We start from the raw sequence: 17,468 nt of genomic DNA, 5'->3' as shown, positions 1-17,468 counted from the left end.
ACATTTGTTAAAAATATCGTTTGTAAATCCTACTGGCTACGATGAACAAAAGATAAAAGATTTCATGACAAAGTTCGGTAAAATAGATAAAGTCACTCAGAATTTAACTTCAACTGAGTGACTTTTTCATTCAAATGCTTTGAAATGGCATTATTTACTTCTCACAAACAACAGTTTATACCACTGATTCACTAAAAACGGCATACAGGACAAGCTATAAATTAAGCCTAATTGCATGCCACTTAATGTTGCGACTTCGAACATACCCGTAAGCGCTGGAACAAATAACACGAAATGTATACATAAAAAACCTATTAAAAATGCGAGCCAAGTATATTTATTCGAAAATACGCCAATTGTGAAGAGCGATTCTTTAGATCGGGAGTTAAAGCCATGTACTAATCTTGATAAACATAAAGTTGTAAATGCCATTGTAGTTGCTGTTAACGTATCTCCGGTTGATAAGCCTATTCGAAAAGCAATAATCGTAGCGATAGCAATTAATAAACCTTCAAGTATCACTTGAGTAGTGAATGTTTTATTTAGTAATGGTGTGTGAATATTTCTAGGCTTGTCCTTCATTGTCTTTTTGTTATGCGGCTCTAAACCTATGGCAATCGCTGGCAAACTATCGGTCAGTAAGTTAATAAATAATAAATGTACGGGTGCAAATGGAACTGGTAAACCTAATACGGTTGCATATAAGACAACAAAAATTGCACCTGCATTGCCTGATAATAAGAATAGAATGGCATTTTTAATGTTCGTATAGAGGCTTCTGCCATTCGAAATAGCTTTGACAATTGTTGAAAAATTATCATCCGTTAAAATCATAGAGGATGCATCTTTCGCTACCTCGGTACCTGTAATCCCCATCGCCACACCGATATCAGCTTGTTTTAAGGCAGGGCCATCATTGACACCATCTCCGGTCATGGCAACCACATTTCCTTTTTCCTGCCAAGCCTTAACGATACGTATTTTCTGCTCTGGTGTTACGCGTGCGTAAACAGACAGATCTTGCACAACTTCTTGTAGTTGCTGATCCGTTAATCCTTCAATTTCATAACCTTCAATCGCTTCTGAAGGATCTTTTAAAATACCAATTTGTTTAGCGATAGCAGTTGCGGTTATTTTATGGTCGCCTGTAATCATAACTGGCTTAATACCAGCTTTTATACAGCTTTCGACCGCTGCTTTTGACTCTTTTCTCGGTGGATCCATCATCGCCATTAATCCGACGAAGATTAAATTTCTTTCAGCTTCTACATTGATTGTTTGATACGGCTTTACCTCTTTGTAAGCAATTGCTAGTACTCTTAAACCATTCATAGAAAAATCACGATTCACTTCTTCGATTTTTTTACGGTGCTCTTCCGTGATATCAAGTATCCCTTTAGCAGTTTCGATTTTTACAATTTTAGCTAGAAGAACATCTAATGCTCCCTTTGTAATCATGATATTTTTCTGATTAATATGATTTACTGTACTCATTAGCTTTCTGTTTGAATCAAAAGGAAGTTCTGTTACTCTTGGATAGTGCTCTCTTACCATTAATTCATCAAGACCGTACTGCTTCCCTAATTTTACGAGTGCAATTTCAGTCGCGTCACCTATTTCCTTTTGATCACTTTCCAAGGCATTATTACATAACAGCGCTTTTAACATCAGACTTTTTTCAATTGCATTTTCTGTATGTAGTTGATCATGCGGAATGACTTTTTGATCAACATATACTTGTTGAACAATCATTTTATTCTCAGTTAACGTTCCTGTTTTATCTGAACAAATCACAGATACACTGCCCAGACTTTCAACAGCATAAAGCTTGCGTATTATGGCATTTTCCTTCGCCATTTTTTGAGTTCCAAAAGCCAGCACAATGGTAACAATTGAACTTAATGCTTCTGGAATTGCTGCAACTGCAAGCGAAACCGCAAACATAAACGATTCTACTAACTCACGTCCTCGAATAAGGTCAATTGTAAAAATGACTACACAAATCATCGTAATACCTAACGCTAATTTTTCGCCAAATTGATCTAGACTTACTTGTAGAGGTGTTTTTTTGTCTTTCGCCGTATCCAGTAATTTTGCAATTTTCCCTATTTCTGTTTCCATACCAATAGCTGTAACAATGACAGTGCCACGTCCATTGGTCACAAAACATCCTGTGAATACCATATTTTTTTTATCTGCAATAGTTATGTCATGTTCTTCAATAGGCGCTGTGCTTTTTGCTACAGCCAATGATTCACCTGTCAATGAACTTTCATTTATATGCAAATTATGGCTATCTAATAATCTGCCATCCGCATTGATATAATCTCCAGCTTCCAAAAAGAGAATATCGCCAACCACTATGTCCTCAGAAGGAATCTCTACTATCTGATTATTACGCATTACTTTTGCAACCGAAGAGGTCAAAGCTTTTAGATTATCCAAAGATTGTTCTGCCTTGACATGCTGTACTGTGCCCAGGATTGCATTTAAAAAAACGACAATCATGATGACAATCGTACTTTCTACTTCACCTAATAATAATGAAATGGCAGCAGCAACTATTAAAATAATGACTAATAAATCTTTAAATTGTCCAAAGAAAACGGTGAATGTACTTGTTTTTTTCCCTTCCACCAATCGATTGTAACCATATACCTCTTGTCTTTTTTGAACGTCATCATCGCTCAATCCTTGATTTGTTACGTTCAACAGATCCATGACTTCATCTGATAATTGTTGATGATATTGTGCCATTCGATTCCCCTTCCAAAGTGTAATTACTACTTTTCATGCTAATTTAAAAGCAACTGTCACAATACAATCTACTTGCTTTCGAGACTCGCAATACTTCTATAAAAGAGTCTAATAAAGTGAAACTTCAATCAGTGGGGGTTTTTCTTGATCGCCCACCTAGTTGACTCGTTCTCTTCTCCACTTGAGGTGGGCGTCTTACTGACCGTTCATGCGGGATCAAAATAAAAGGAAGAAATCAGAAAGGGATCAATCATGTTCTAGTAGTTAACGGCTCTTTACCCTACATGTCCAATTTGATAGCTATAATTTCTATCGTCCTAGCCCTCAATATTGTTCTCTCTCTACTCCACCTCCGTAATACTTTAACTACCACAATAATATTCCTTGTTCTTATCCAGTATGATAATAATCGATATAGAAATTAAATAATTTGTTATATCGGTGAAAGGATAATATAGATTCGCTATAACAAAAGGTAGTATCAAGTTTTTTAAGTGTCCTTCGAGTGGGATTTTATCGATTAACAGTCTTTTTAAAGGTATGGTTTAACAACTAAAACGTCCAAATAAATATGCCTTTATGAAGTCGATAGATTCTTGTACAATCGTTGGGAGCTATTTTTGCTAAAAATTACAAATAGATAGCGAAGCAGATTCTTCCGTATAGAAAGAAAGCGTTAGTGTTTGAAGCTCTATTTAGACAGTCCTTTGTGAAATAGGCATTCGTTTATCGCTAAAACAGGGCTATACATATCCTGTACTAGTGATAAACATCTAAATTCATTCAGAAAGGATGTAATTATTAGTTCAAATATTGATTACACTTCCCCATCGACGCAGTTCACATTTGATGTCAATAAAAGTCTTCTTTTTAAAAAGGATAATCAAAACTTTATCAACATTCTAGGCGTTGCTCAGTTAAATACACTTGAAAACGTATCATTGCTAGATATTTTTCTTAGTACAAACAATGTAGTGGAGCCCCATTATCATCAAAATGCTGGGGAACTTGTCTATTGTGTTTCTGGGGCCGCAACAGTCTCCATACTTAACCCAATCACTAAACAAATTCAAAACTATCCCATTACACCTGGTCAAGTTGCGAATGTCCCACAAGGTTGGTGGCATTATGAAATTGCTACAGCCGATCACACACATTTACTTGCCATTTTTGATGCGCCAACACCTGAAGTAATTTTAGGTTCAGATATTTTGAAATTTACGCCAGCTAATATTATGGCGCATACGTATTGTTTAGATGAAAATCAATGGAAGAAAACAATAGCCCCAGTTATACCTTCAACCTATATTGGTCCTGCTAATAATTGTAAGCGCGGCGATCAAAATCAGACTTCTACTAGCCAAACCAATTCTTATGTAAATGCCTATCAACATCCGATAAATCCTTATCATTATCAATATCCAACTAGTTATCCATATGGATCGTATGAATGAATTTTGCTGTGGCACCTACCATTGCTACAGCTTTTTTGCTAGCCACTACATATCAACTGATAATATGTGGAAACCGCACAGATTGATTGTCATTTATAAAGGCAAGTCTAGCTATTTCACACATACTTATTAACAAAAATAATCCTTTTTTACAAAAAAATGAATAAAATATATTTTTATAGCACATCCTATTCTCATATTAAAAAACTATAATACGAATTAGGAAGTGTAACTATGTCAAATTTCAATAAAAATTTTCAAACTCAATCATTACGTTTTAACGAACTATTTACGATTTGGACACATCTCGGTTTAAATAATGGCTATATTGCTGCAAATCACTCATTTTTCAAGCATGCTTCGGATAAAGATTTGAGAGCGATCATTGTGGAATTTATTGAAGTCTTGAAAGATGAAAACAAGCAACTAGAAGAGCTATTAAAAGAAAATAACAGTACTATTCCTCCTATGCCTCGTGAAAATCTATCGATGCAACTCGGTGACATTCGGGGCGTTAAAAAAATTAACGATACAGAAATTAGTGCAGTTTTATCTATGAGTATCGCTTCTGCATTAATTTCATCTACCCAAGCGATGGAACGATCTATCAAGGGAAATCTAACGACAATGTTCGGTCAATTTCATATGAAGAATGCCATACTGGGTGCAAAATTATTACAACTTAGTAAAGATAAAGGTTGGTTACTTGTCCCTTCTACTACTTCTTAATCGTAAGTATTTGTATTAGCACACGGTCAAAGAATTTACAGTCGTCTTACGATTTCGAGACGACTTTTTAATATTCCGCCAAAAAAAAGACTACCTTAAGGCAGCCCAATTACATTTACTGGTTATATTGTTTTTCATTATTTATCTCTGTTTGTTACTAATAAATAATCGAGCGCGCTCATTCTAGTAAGCTTGTGCGTAAATTTGACGGCATCTGCTTGTGAGTTAAATGTAAAGTTTTGGAGTTCGTCAGTTGGTATATATTGATCAGCGATTTTTCGTTTCAGTTTTCGTACAGATAAAATGTGTGAGTCCTCCTCGTATAAGATAATAGCACCAACATTTCGATAAAGCGTTTGGTCAATCGTCGCAACAATTTTCACATTTAATCCTTCAAATTCTGTTAAATCTACCTGCATTTATTTACCAGCCTCCCTCTAAACTTACATTCGATCCCCATCTAAGATAATCCTTCTTTTCTATTTGAAAACGTCAATAATTCACATCCGTAACTATCGAATGTTGAGATAAAGATACTTTAACTCTATTCGAGTTAATGGCTTTCTTGGTTCATCTCCAAGAGTCTTTGAACTACAGTTAGTCCATATTGATGAACCGAAAATTTATCTTTAATTAGAGAGGGTACTGAAAAAGTCCACAAAATGAATTTTAGCCATGGCGGAAACGATTAATCATTTCTGCCATGGCTTTTTCTTCGATGCCGTTGATTTTCGTTTCGGCGGACGCTTTCCTGGGGGCGAACCTTGAGCCTCCTCGTCGCTAACGCTCCTGCGGGGTCTCAAGCTGTTCGCTAGTCCCCCAAGGAGTCACCGCCTGCACGCCAATCAACTAAGTTTCTCGTTTTTCTGAGTTTTTCATTCTTTCCGATTCACAGCGAACCTTTTATAGCTCGTTATAATCAAAAGTCACCAAAAGAATTTTTACAAGAAAAATCAAAGAATGTCCGAAAAGCCGTCTATCTATTCGATGAAATGATGAAAGAAAAATTTCCATTAAAACCAACTTCAAATGAAGCCACAGTGAAAAACAAGGGGGATATCAAAAGAAAACCGGCACTTTCTATTCAAAATCGAACAAAAAGTGCCTGTTTTTACGATTGAAGAACATTACATTTTAAAAACGTAAGTTTTTCAGTGCTCTTTTAATTAGAAGATGGATCTTCTTGTGACAGTGGCGCCCTTTTCAAAGAAAAAGCAGCACTTCCTAATGCACATAAAACTAATACAGCACCGAAACTGGCTAAATCCATGACAGAACCAGTCATCGCAAACAACGCTCCACCTACTGCTGATCCTATGGATATACCGATTTGTAAAGCCGCAGTATTTAAGCTTTGTTGAATATCAGATGTTTTAGGGTCAGTTTGTATGAGATAGTTTTGTAAAGGCGGCGTTAGGGCCCAACTAAGTGCTCCCCATAATACTGTGACAATTAGAAAGAGCGGGAAAGCTACGATTGTATAAGGAATTGAAAAAAGTACGATTGAGAATGTCGAAATGACAATTAAAATAGCTTTACCAGAACCTAATTTGTCACTTAACCAACCACCAAGGGCATTCCCACTTACAGATGCTATTCCAAATATAAGGTAACAAATACTAATCCATGATGAATTCAAATCAAATGCTTCTACTAAAAATGGCGTGAAGTAGGCATAGAGCATGTAATGACCCGCCAGCATAAATAGTGTAGTTAAATGGGCACTAGATATTTTTAAGTTTGCTAATGATTTTATTTGAACTTTTAATGGCGTAACCTCTACCACTGGCATTTTCTCTAGCAGTAAATAAATCAGTACCATCGAAACAGTTGAAAGTAATCCTATCCCTAAGAAAACAGCACGCCAACCAAAGGCTTCTGTTACAAATATCCCCATGGGAACACCTATGACAAGTGAAGAACTTACACCAATAAAGATAAGCCCTAATGCTTTGGCGCGATGTCTTGGTTCTACAATTTTTGCTGTAATTGTGAGTGATAGAACAATCACCAATGCTGTACTCATCGCTGTTATTATTCTAGCAATCATTACTGTTAAGAATGTAGCACTGAAAAAAGTCATAATGTTACCTAAAGTAAATATGAATAAGGCAATCAAATACAAGCGTTTCCTTTCCACTTTTGCAGTTAAAGACAAAAGCACAGGCGCAGAAATGGCATACACTAACGCAAAAATAGTAATCAGTTGCCCTGCTGTTGCTAGTGATACGTTTAAATCATCTGCAATATAAGGTAGTATCCCACCTACAATTAACTCCACTAATCCGACTGCAAAAGTTGTAGCAGCCAGAATAAAAACTCTCCAATTCATGAAATCAACCCTTCTATTGCTTCCATTTTGTACGGGTTAATTTATAAAAAAATCCTGACTACAAAAATGAAAGCCTAATTTTTGTAGTCAGGATTTTTATGGTTCCTGGTAGAGACCCTCAATCCATATTATTGAGGTTATACATATCAAATTATTTTACTTTAGCTATATTAGCATATTGTATTTTTTCTTACAACATTTTTATAACGATATTCCCACTTTGATTTTATCTCTTCTTTGTCCCTGATTTTTCTTTACACCGAGTTCTTTTTTCGAATATCACTTATAATTCTGTGCATTTGACCATAAATAGTAATATAAAAGTTTTAATATGGAGGTGATTGTTTGCGTATAGTAGGTTTAGTATGCTATTTTTTAGGACTATTTTACGGCGTAGAACCAGTAATAGAGGAATTTACGGCAGATGAACCATCTATTGACATTCCCATTGTGGACAAACAGCAAACCCCGATAAAAGAAACTGTTGAAAATTCCGAAGTCTGCGTTCATTATCCTTCTTATAAAGTTTGTACAGCTTTACCTGAAAAATAAAGTGAAACTTCAAACAGTGGAGGTTTTTACGGTCAGTCGTTCGCCCACCTCGTGCACTCGTTCTATCTCTCATCTTGAGGCGGCCATCCTATGACCGTTAATGCGAGGTAAATAGGCTAGCTAAAAAGAGGTCTACTCAAGATAAAATCTGAATAGACCTCTTTTTTAGTAAATGTGTGGCTATTATAAAATAGCGTATATTGATAGAATGGCTATTTAAAAGTAATGGGGTTACCTTTAGAACTGTTACTCCCCAAATTATTCACGACCAATATGAAAATGCTTGAATGGGTAAACCGTTAATTTTGATTCGCCATATACTGCATCATTAGCAATTAAACCATAATGACGGCTATCATAACTTTTTAAGCGATTGTCACCGAGCACAAAGTACATACCTTCTGGCACTTTTTTTTCACTGACAAGTTCCTCTAATGTGAAATTTTCCGTAATACGTAATTGATTCGGATCATCTGTTTGACGATTGACATAATCTTCTTTATAAGCTTTACCATTTACATACAAAATGTCGTCTTTCATTTCAACGGTATCCCCAGGTAATCCAATTACACGTTTAATGTATAATTCATCCTCTGTTGGTGATTGGAAGACAATTTGGTCAAAACGTTCAATTTTACTTATTTTACTGACAATAATAATATCCTTATCCTCGTATGTCGGGTACATTGAAGCACCTTGTACTTTAATGGGTGCAAATAAAAACTGTTTACAACCCAGTACGACAAGAACTGTAATGACAATAATTTTAATGTAGGATAGTATTTCTTTTTTAAAATTCGTTTTTTCTTCTTGCATACTCATTCCCCGATACTGTTTTCTTATAGTATAGCATTTTCTATAGAATAATGACGCTTATTAGCCCAAAATGTTTCTCTTTCATGAAAAATAGACAAAGCCTTTACATGCTTTGTCTTCTTAGAATTCCATTATATTATTCTGGCTATTATAAATGTTTACTTTGCGTAGCAGAGTGATGCTGTTCATTAAACAAATCTACTGCTAATACAATACCGATAGGCAATGCGATTGCCAATAAAATAGTACCTATCATCACTACTATCACTCCCTCAACCACCTGATAAAAATAGTATACACTAAATTTTCTGATATTTCAAACGAAACAAAAAAATCATTCAACTAGGCATGCATCCTACCTGAATGATTTTTTATTTTACATGAAAATTTTTAAACAAAGTAGATGTAAGTTTCGCATAGCTGATGTGATCGGACTTTTTCGTACCTTGCGTTTAGGTGTATAGCTTTGCATGCAATTATTTAGAGCTGTATACCTAAGCACCTGGGTCCTCCCATTCATGAATCTCCCTCCCTCCATTGACAAAAATTTTTACATCTAGAATATCCTGAGTATCTAATAATATTTTTACAATATTTACTAAATATTATTTTAAATGTGTTTTTAATTCCGTTTGGATTTGTTGCAATTCCGTTTCATTTGGAATATAATACCATATATGATCAATTTTCGTACCTTCTCCCTCTTCGAATGATAATTGATCAATATCACTATTCATTTTTTTATAAATACTTTGCAGTTGAATAAGGTCCTTTACGCTAAAATTCATGCGGACATTCTCTCCTACAACATCAAGCATATCTGTTGCCTTTAAAAGCACAGAGGGAGTCGACGCTTTTCTCATAACGGCTTCGATAATTTGTCGTTGACGAATTTGACGTCCAAAATCACCACGTGGGTCCTCGTAACGTATACGTGAAAAAATAAGTGCCTCATCACCATTCAAATTTACTTCACCTTTTGGATAATGATAGGAGTCATAGGTCAAATCCATATCATTTTGGATGGTTACCCCCCCCAATGTATCGATAATTTGTAGGAAGCCCTCCATATTGATGAATACATAATAATCGAGTGGTATATCTAAAAAATTCTCAACTGTATCCATGGCCATTGGTACACCACCAAATGCATAGGCATGATTAATCTTATCGACTGAGTCATGACCGATAATCTCTGTACGTGTATCACGTGGAATACTTAGCATTTTCATTGTTTGCTTTTCTGGGTTTACTGTGATAACAATCATCGTATCTGAACGGCCACTATCATTTTCTCGTTCATCCACGCCAAGCATAAGCACAGAAAATGGTTCTTTCTTCGTAATTGTTTTTTCTACAGTATTTGTTTCAAGAAGTGGTGTATTAATTTTATTCATTGTTTTCTGGACAGTATAATAAGCAGTACCTAGAAAAACTAAAAAAATTACCAGTAAACTACCTAAAATCCATAATAAGATTTTTTTCTTGCCTTTCTTTACTTTTGAACGTTGCATTTTTTTTTCCATACTTAAGTCCTCTCTTGCTTTTTACAAATTCCCTCTTCTTTTTGACGTATTAGGTTGGAAAAAAGTTCATTTAGTCTATTTATATGCATATTAGACGAAAAAAAGACGTACACTAGTATTTACTAAATATACGACAATATATTCATTAATATTCGAAATTCCCAATACTGTTTATCAGTTCCAACGTTTTTTTATGAAAGGTTTCATAGATGAGATAACTTTTGTTTTTAAGAGCTTAACAATTTATTTTACGATTTACTGTACTATTTCCTCAGTACCCATATTACGAACAAAGTCACACAACTTTCCATACGTTTAAAGCATTCACTTTACTATTACACAGTAAAAAGCCATCTCAAAAAAAATTTGAAACGGCATCCTTATACATACTATCTTTGTTTGTCTTGAATTCCTTGCACTAACTTTTCTTGAATCAGCAAATATTGTGCAATCTCTTCCTCATTCAATACTTCAAAAAGCTGAATAAAGACTTCCTTGCCAATCGATTGAGCTGTTACTAAAGCCTTTTCCCCTTCATTGGTAATCATTAAACGTATCGTCCGACGATCGGCTTGATCATACAGTCTTTCAGCTAAACCAAGTTTTACTAATTTCTCAGCAATGCTCGTCATAGCGCCTTTCGTATAACCGATTGTTTCCGCTAATTCTGCTTGCTTTTGCGGTCCATTTGAATGTAGTTCGTTTAGTACTAAAATCGGCGAAATACCTAACGGATACGGAAAAGCTTTCGTAAATCGTATAATATTTGCATTATTCATCTGTTCAATCATATGAATGAGTTTAAAAATACTTGTCTGTTCCAAAAAAATCCTCCTCGAACATCCGAGAATATTAATGAAGCATAATAGAACCACCATCGACCATAATTGTTTGGCCAGTGATATATTGAGCGTCTTCTGATGCTAAAAATACGGCTACACGTCCGATATCTTGTTCAACATCGCCAAAGCGTCCCATTGGTATTTTATTTTTTACAGCTTCATAGTATTCCGGTTGTGCTTCTGCCCATGCTTGTACTCCTGGTGAGTTTGCAATAGGACTGATTAAGTTAACATTAATACACGAAGCGTCCCATTCATTTGCCGCTACACGTGAAAGACCGCGGATAGCTTCTTTAGCAGCAGCGTATGCGCCTTGTGCTTCATGACCAGCAAGGCCAGCACCAGATGCAAAATTAAATATTCCCTTTCGATTCTTTCAAATGAGGTAATGCAGCTTGCATCAAATAAAATGTTGGATAAAAACCTGTATTATAATAATAAATCTCAATCAGCCTGTGTTGTTTCTTCGATTGTTACTTGTTTCGATGCATGTGCATTATTAACCAATACATCTAGTTTACCGTATTTTGCTACAACTGCATCAATAATTTTTGGTAAATACTCACGATCCATTAAATTTGCTTGAAAAAAAACATTGATTTAGGAGAAAACTGTAGTAATTCTTTTTCCACCTTGAATACCTTTACATTTCGTTTGCTATTTGTTTCACAATTTCGTCGATGGTTGCAATAGCTGATGTTTTATTGGCTTGTGTCAAAATACTAAATATATACCATTTGCCACTCTTCCCCTGAACATATCCACTTAAAGCATAGGTACCTGATATATAACCCGTTTTGGCTGATACACTATAGCCTTTTAAACGGTTTTCTAATGTAGCGCCAACAAGCTGACCTTTTCTACCTGCGTGAGGCAATCCATCTAAATATGAAAAGTACCATGATTTACTACGCACTTTATATAATAATAAGCTTTCTTGCATACTACTTACACGGTTTTGACTATTTAAACCCGAGCCATCCTCGAAATACCATTGATCCATATTGAGACCGCTGTCAAAACCATATGCTCTAATGGCCTGTATTCCAGCTGCCCAGCTTCCTTCACTCAGTACTTCTCTTCCGATTTGCTTCGTTAACATTTCACCCATACCGTTAATACTAAGTTTTAAAAACCGAAAGTTAATGTCTTTTAATGGCGTTGAATAGGAAACACCAACACGTTGCGCATTTTCTGGCACCTGGCCAACTTCGAGTGGCATCTTTTGTATATCCTTTGCCATTAACTTTTCCCGAAATATATCGAGTGTATATAAAGTAGGATTATAAACCGTTACATATGTACTTTTCTCTGTCCCCGCTGGTAAATTCCCCGTTACCACTATGCGATCTGTTCCATATTCTCGTGTGATATTCACGGTGTTTTTAGAGCCAATCTTAACAATTTTTGTTTGGTTAACAATTGGAATCGTACTTGCATACGGAGCAAGCTGAACACTTGCCGCCACACCAACCTTTGAACCAGTGACTTTTACTTGCACAGTTGCAATATCATATTGATTATTTGGCGAAATTGTTAATGCTGAAATACGTGATGCGTAGGACAAAGGTTCATCTTGTGGCACGATTCCTTTAGATAAACGATCATCATCAAACCAAGTATCATCCGCAATTAACGATCCCGTTATCTTCCTGATACCCATTTTTTTTAGCCCGTTGGCAAAGGAGTCTAGGTGGACAGGCAATAGTGTAGGGTCCCCTCCGCCCTGCAAATAAACATTCCCATGCAATACGTCACCTTCAATGGGACCATCTATATAGGCCTTTGTTACAAAGCGGTAGTCTGGGCCAAGTAAATCTAATGCCGCCGCACTCACTAATAATTTATGAGTAGATGCTGGACGAATCATTTTCTCACCATTTTTATTGTATAGTACATTCCCACTACCCATTTCTCGTACCGTAATACTGTATTCATTCGTTTTCCAATTATTCGCGATGATATGATTAACCTTTGTTGCCATCGTTTGCTCACTTGCCCATGCTTTTTCTACAACCGTCATCTGCAAGCAACAGAGCATAAAAAGAATCATAAAAACTATTTTTTTCTTTTTCATAGAACCTCCTAAATTAAGATTTCAAACCATATTGTCCTATGCTATTTTACCTACCTCTTTACTACCGTCTTTATAAACTAACTCAAGATAATCGACCCTTTCTACTTTTTACGCTTTTATTCTACGGAAAAAATTAGTATTTTACAATGTTTTTCCAAATAACTTTTTGCATTGCTCCTTAGAATCGAAGGTCATTTTTTCATTCGACAAGAATAGACTATATTAGCAAGCTAAAATTCTTTCGGTAAAGGAGTTGGTTTCATTGGGTGCAAGATGGATAAAAATTTCGGTCCTGTATTTCGCGATTGCTTTGGCTTTTGGACTGTTTATGCATTATACAGTTCAACTTCAATGGAAGGCGACACATGCCCATATCGGTGTCCTAGGTTGGCTGTCAACGGGATTCATTGGCTTAATCTATTCATTTTATAAAGAAGCAGCTGAGACAGCACTCGCTAAAGCACAGTTTTGGTTTTATAATATTGGTTTGCCTTTCCTATTAGTTGGCATGATGATGGTTTATTTAGATGTACCTCACTGGTTATTTGAATTTTGCGTATCTGGCGGTGGTATTGCCGTTGCATTTTCCGCAGTGTTATTTGTGGTGAACATCTTTAAACATGTAAAATGCTCTACTAATTAATAATGAAGAAGCCCCACATTTCAACAATGTGGGGCCTTTTTCTATGAATTCAATGAGTTTGCTTGCATTTGATACATTTTTTCATAAATACCACCATGGGCTAACAGCTCATCATGCGTGCCTCGCTCCACAATTTCTCCGCGCTTTAACACAAGAATGCGGTCTGCATTTTTAATCGTTGAAAGACGATGTGCAATAATGAACGTTGTACGCCCTTTTTTTAATACTTCCATGGCATGCTGAATGATCTCTTCTGTTTCCGTATCAATATTAGAAGTAGCTTCATCTAATATTAATATGGCTGGATCAAAGGCTAATGCACGTGCAAAGGAAATTAACTGACGCTGCCCCGAAGATAAGGTACTTCCCTTTTCAATCACTGGTTCTTCATAGCCTTTTGGCAAGTTCGCTAATACGCGTTCCCCACCAACAGCATTTAAGGAAGCTTCAATTTTTTCATGGGAGATCTTTGGATTATTTAGGCTCACGTTGGAGGCAATTGTTCCAGTGAATAAATAAGGATCCTGTAACACGATACCCATATGCTCACGCATCGATTGACGAGGTACTGATGTTATATCAACACCATCAATCGTTATCTTACCTATAGATGGATCGTAGAATCGGAATAATAAGTTCATGATTGAACTTTTACCAGATCCCGTATGACCAACTAAAGCGATTGTTTCCCCTTGATGTGCCTCAAACGTTAAATTTTTCAAAACATACTCATCATTTTTATAAGCAAAGGAAACATCTTCAAAAACAACATTCCCTTTATATCTTGGTAAACTTTCTTCAGAAACTGGCTCACCGTTTATATCCAACACCTCAAACACGCGCTTCCCTGCAACAAGCGAGCGTTCAAGCTGTGAAAATTGATTGACGATATTCGTAATCGGATTAAATAATTTTGTTAAATAATCTACAAAGGCATACAATGTACCCGCAGAAATGACTTCCATTGTCGTAATGGATTGTGTCCCAAAGTAGAAGATGAAAATAGTGAACATGATAAGTCGTAAAGTATTAACAAGATTAAAGGACGTAGCCGAATCGAGGAATAAGAGTTTACGCTCATTGGCGTAATGCTCATTATTCATGTCATCAAATTCCTTTGTCATTTGCTGTTCACGACGGAATGCCTGAATAATAGTCATCCCTTGAATCGATTCATTTATCATTGCATTAATGTCGGCAATTTTCGTTCGAATAACATCATTATACTTGGAAGCAAATTTTCGATATAAAATCATCCATACATAAATAATTGGCACCATAATTAATGCGATTAATGCCATTTTCCAATTTAAAATAATCAGTGCGATATACACGCCAATAATTGATATGAAGCTTGTCACAAAATTTGAAAGCACCTGTACATATAAATTACGCACAGCCTCCGTATCATTCGTCACACGAGCAACAATTTTCCCTGCCGGCAAATTATCAAAATATTGAATCGGTAATGTTTGAATATGTTCAAATACGTCTTTACGTAATTTTTGCACGACACGGTTGGCACCCATCTGCAAATAGATATACATAAAATAGCGCAAAATAGCTGTTGCTACTGCCAATATAAAATAAAGTGTTAACAGCCAAGTAATGGGTTTGATGTCAAGTTGGCCGATTGTCATATAATTATCAATGATATGTTTTGCAATAAATGGCCCAACAAGCTCAGTAAAAACGGCAATCGTTAAGAAAAACAGCCCAAGAAATATTGGCTTTTTAAAATACATGGCATAGTTTATTAAACGTTTACTTGTACTCATGAGGCACCTCCTTCAAGCTGCTGACGGTCGAATTGCTCTTTATACCAGCCTTGTTGAGAAAGGAGTTGATCGTGTGTACCTTGCTCTACAACTTGCCCTTCATCGAGCACAATAATAAGATCCGCGTGCTGGATTCCTGACAAACGATGTGTTGTAATAATTGTCGTTTTATTTTGTCGTTCACGTTGAATGTTTTCAATAATTTTCGCCTCTGTTTTGGCGTCTACAGCTGAAAGCGAATCATCCAACATTAAAATTTCAGGGTCTTTGATAAGTGCACGAGCAATTGACACCCGTTGCTTTTGACCACCAGAAAGCGACACACCCTTTTCACCAACAAGCGTCTCAAGACCCATCGATAAGTTTGCTAAATCCTTTTCAAAATAAGCCGCATGTATTGCTTTTTGTATTTCTGCCTCTGTTGCATCTTCTTTACCAAACAAAATATTTTCACGAATCGTTCGTGAGAATAAAACATGATCCTGTGGTACATAGCCGATCCAACCGAGTAATTGTTCCTTTGTTTGAGCAGTAATATCTATACCGTCAATGGACAATTGTCCCGCACCAATTGGATACTCTCTCAACAATTGACGTAAGAAGGTCGTCTTCCCCGCCCCTGTTTTACCAACAATTCCAAGAGTTTCGCCCTTTTTCAGTGATAGCGAAATTTGTTGAAGATTTTTCACCTGACTCATCGGATATTGGAATGATAAATCAGCAAAACCAATTGAATGGGGTGTCCTAACAGCTTGTGGATGCATTGTATTTTGAACATCCGCTTCATAGCTTAATGTTTCCTGCACTCGGTCAAGTGAAGCATTTCCTTGTTGCATTACGTTAATAAGTTCGCCAATAGCAAAAATTGGCCAAACTGCTAGCCCAAGATAAACATTAAACGTCACTAGCTGCCCAACTGTCATAGCCTCAGTCGCCACTAAGTGCGCACCATAGCCAAGTGCTACAACATAACTAATCCCGGTTCCAACCTTTGTAATTGGACCAAATAAAGCGTTTATTTTTGCGGTATGCATATTTTTTTCATAAACGGTTTCACTCATGGCATCAAAATCCGCTTCGTCCTTTTTTTCTTGCACATATGCACGTACCACTCGAACGCCTGCCACCGATTCCAATACACTATCGTTTAACTCTCCAAAAGCATCCTGGGCCTTCATATAACGTTCATGGACAATTTTCCCTAAATATTGAATAAGAATCGCCATAATTGGTACAGGCAACATGGCAAAAAACGTTAATTTCCACGAAATTATATAGCCCATTGCAAAAATAATACAGCCCATATAAATCGTTGAGTCAATCAGCGTCATAATACCAAAGCCCGCCGTAAGCGATACTGCATTTAAATCATTCGTTGCACGTGCCATTAAATCACCCGTGCGATTTTTTTCATAAAAGGTTGGCGTCATCCGCAAAAAATGCTGCATCAGATTGCGGCGCAAAATTTTCTCTAAGTTAATGGCACCTTCAAATAGTCGGAATTGCCACACAAAATTCAACACATAGCCCCCGACAATGATACCGCAGAAAATCAATATATACTTCGTTAAAATAGCTGTCGTCATTTCACCAGCTGTTAAAATATCAATAATGGATCCCAATAAATATGGAGGAATAACTTCTAACCCACTGGCAACTATCAATAGCACAATAGCTACAGAGTATTGTTTCCAGTATTGCTTAAAAAACCAACTTAATTTACTTAAAACATCGAACATACGTTACAACCTTCTTTCTTCCGTTGCTGTTGAGCCTTGCTACCCACTATCTAGCAATTCCTTTTTGAAAATCATTTTCCGGTTTGAGTTTCTCATACTACATACACTCCTTTTGTTATTTTCACTACAACCTTTTTTTGCAATAAAAAAGACACATACCCCTAAAAAGAGCATGTGTCTCTAGTAAAAGGTAAGGTGTGACCCATACCTTTTATTGCAATAT

14 protein-coding genes, 1 pseudogene and 1 riboswitch are annotated in these 17,468 nt (G+C 36.2%); of the genes and pseudogenes, 4 read left to right on the top strand and 11 right to left on the bottom strand.

What is annotated here, in order from left to right; all coding sequences use genetic code 11:
- Nucleotides 1-150: 150 nt before the first annotated feature.
- Nucleotides 151-2,757 (bottom strand): cation-translocating P-type ATPase, encoded by a 2,607-nt coding sequence (locus ACQKII_RS04405; RefSeq protein ID WP_427456692.1) that lies wholly within the window; start codon nucleotides 2,755-2,757, stop codon nucleotides 151-153.
- 800 nt (nucleotides 2,758-3,557) lie between these two features.
- Here ACQKII_RS04405 and ACQKII_RS04400 point away from each other — a divergent pair.
- Nucleotides 3,558-4,211: a cupin domain-containing protein gene (locus ACQKII_RS04400; protein ID WP_427456767.1), complete on the top strand. Its 654-nt coding sequence runs from the start codon at nucleotides 3,558-3,560 to the stop codon at nucleotides 4,209-4,211.
- 234 nt (nucleotides 4,212-4,445) lie between these two features.
- The gene (locus tag ACQKII_RS04395; RefSeq protein WP_427456690.1) at nucleotides 4,446-4,940 is read left to right on the top strand and encodes a DUF3231 family protein; all 495 of its coding nucleotides are present in this window, start codon (nucleotides 4,446-4,448) and stop codon (nucleotides 4,938-4,940) included.
- 137 nt (nucleotides 4,941-5,077) lie between these two features.
- Here the strand turns inward: ACQKII_RS04395 and ACQKII_RS04390 are convergent, their stop codons facing one another.
- Both ACQKII_RS04390 and ACQKII_RS04385 read right to left on the bottom strand, forming a co-directional pair.
- Entirely contained in the window at nucleotides 5,078-5,359 is a 282-nt protein-coding gene (locus ACQKII_RS04390; RefSeq protein WP_143998675.1) for a hypothetical protein, read from the bottom strand.
- 743 nt (nucleotides 5,360-6,102) lie between these two features.
- Nucleotides 6,103-7,272, bottom strand: a complete 1,170-nt coding sequence (locus ACQKII_RS04385) for an MFS transporter (protein WP_427456688.1) — start codon at nucleotides 7,270-7,272, stop codon at nucleotides 6,103-6,105.
- Between the two features lie 64 nt (nucleotides 7,273-7,336).
- Nucleotides 7,337-7,437: riboswitch (purine riboswitch) on the bottom strand.
- Between the two features lie 180 nt (nucleotides 7,438-7,617).
- On the opposite strand from ACQKII_RS04385, the gene ACQKII_RS04380 reads away from it, so the two are divergent.
- Nucleotides 7,618-7,824, top strand: a complete 207-nt coding sequence (locus tag ACQKII_RS04380; RefSeq protein WP_427456686.1) for a hypothetical protein — start codon at nucleotides 7,618-7,620, stop codon at nucleotides 7,822-7,824.
- A gap of 258 nt (nucleotides 7,825-8,082) precedes the next feature.
- Here ACQKII_RS04380 and lepB read toward each other — a convergent pair whose 3' ends face one another.
- The 6 genes and pseudogenes from lepB to dacB form a co-directional block, all read right to left on the bottom strand.
- Nucleotides 8,083-8,640 carry a signal peptidase I gene (lepB, locus tag ACQKII_RS04375; RefSeq protein ID WP_427456684.1) on the bottom strand — a complete coding sequence of 186 codons (558 nt, stop codon included), beginning with the start codon at nucleotides 8,638-8,640 and terminating at the stop codon, nucleotides 8,083-8,085.
- Nucleotides 8,641-8,788: 148 nt separating this feature from the next.
- Nucleotides 8,789-8,908, bottom strand: a complete 120-nt coding sequence (locus tag ACQKII_RS04370; protein WP_427456682.1) for a transcriptional regulator — start codon at nucleotides 8,906-8,908, stop codon at nucleotides 8,789-8,791.
- 337 nt (nucleotides 8,909-9,245) lie between these two features.
- Nucleotides 9,246-10,166: an LCP family protein gene (locus ACQKII_RS04365; RefSeq protein ID WP_427456680.1), complete on the bottom strand. Its 921-nt coding sequence runs from the start codon at nucleotides 10,164-10,166 to the stop codon at nucleotides 9,246-9,248.
- A gap of 389 nt (nucleotides 10,167-10,555) precedes the next feature.
- Nucleotides 10,556-10,990: a MarR family winged helix-turn-helix transcriptional regulator gene (locus tag ACQKII_RS04360; protein WP_427456678.1), complete on the bottom strand. Its 435-nt coding sequence runs from the start codon at nucleotides 10,988-10,990 to the stop codon at nucleotides 10,556-10,558.
- Between the two features lie 28 nt (nucleotides 10,991-11,018).
- Nucleotides 11,019-11,640: pseudogene (locus ACQKII_RS04355) on the bottom strand (SDR family NAD(P)-dependent oxidoreductase); the annotation flags it as partial.
- 11 nt (nucleotides 11,641-11,651) lie between these two features.
- On the bottom strand, nucleotides 11,652-13,085 hold the full coding sequence (gene dacB, locus ACQKII_RS04350) for a D-alanyl-D-alanine carboxypeptidase/D-alanyl-D-alanine endopeptidase (protein ID WP_427456676.1): 1,434 nt from the start codon (nucleotides 13,083-13,085) through the stop codon (nucleotides 11,652-11,654).
- Nucleotides 13,086-13,347: 262 nt separating this feature from the next.
- On the opposite strand from dacB, the gene ACQKII_RS04345 reads away from it, so the two are divergent.
- Nucleotides 13,348-13,728, top strand: a complete 381-nt coding sequence (locus ACQKII_RS04345) for a hypothetical protein (protein WP_427456674.1) — start codon at nucleotides 13,348-13,350, stop codon at nucleotides 13,726-13,728.
- A gap of 41 nt (nucleotides 13,729-13,769) precedes the next feature.
- On the opposite strand, the gene ACQKII_RS04340 is transcribed toward ACQKII_RS04345, so the two are convergent.
- Together ACQKII_RS04340 and ACQKII_RS04335 are read right to left on the bottom strand one after the other, a co-directional pair.
- A complete protein-coding gene (locus ACQKII_RS04340) occupies nucleotides 13,770-15,506 on the bottom strand; it encodes an ABC transporter ATP-binding protein (RefSeq protein ID WP_427456672.1) in 1,737 nt (578 codons plus the stop codon).
- On the bottom strand, nucleotides 15,503-17,245 hold the full coding sequence (locus ACQKII_RS04335) for an ABC transporter ATP-binding protein (protein WP_427456670.1): 1,743 nt from the start codon (nucleotides 17,243-17,245) through the stop codon (nucleotides 15,503-15,505). The genes ACQKII_RS04340 and ACQKII_RS04335 overlap by 4 nt, the downstream gene beginning before the upstream one ends.
- Between the last annotated feature and the right edge of the window lie 223 nt (nucleotides 17,246-17,468).

It is taken from the genome of Lysinibacillus sp. NPDC048646 (assembly GCF_050272295.1).
Lineage (GTDB): Bacteria > Bacillota > Bacilli > Bacillales_A > Planococcaceae > Lysinibacillus.
Note: the sequence above shows the minus strand (reverse complement) of the source record. Positions and strands in the feature narration are given on the sequence as shown.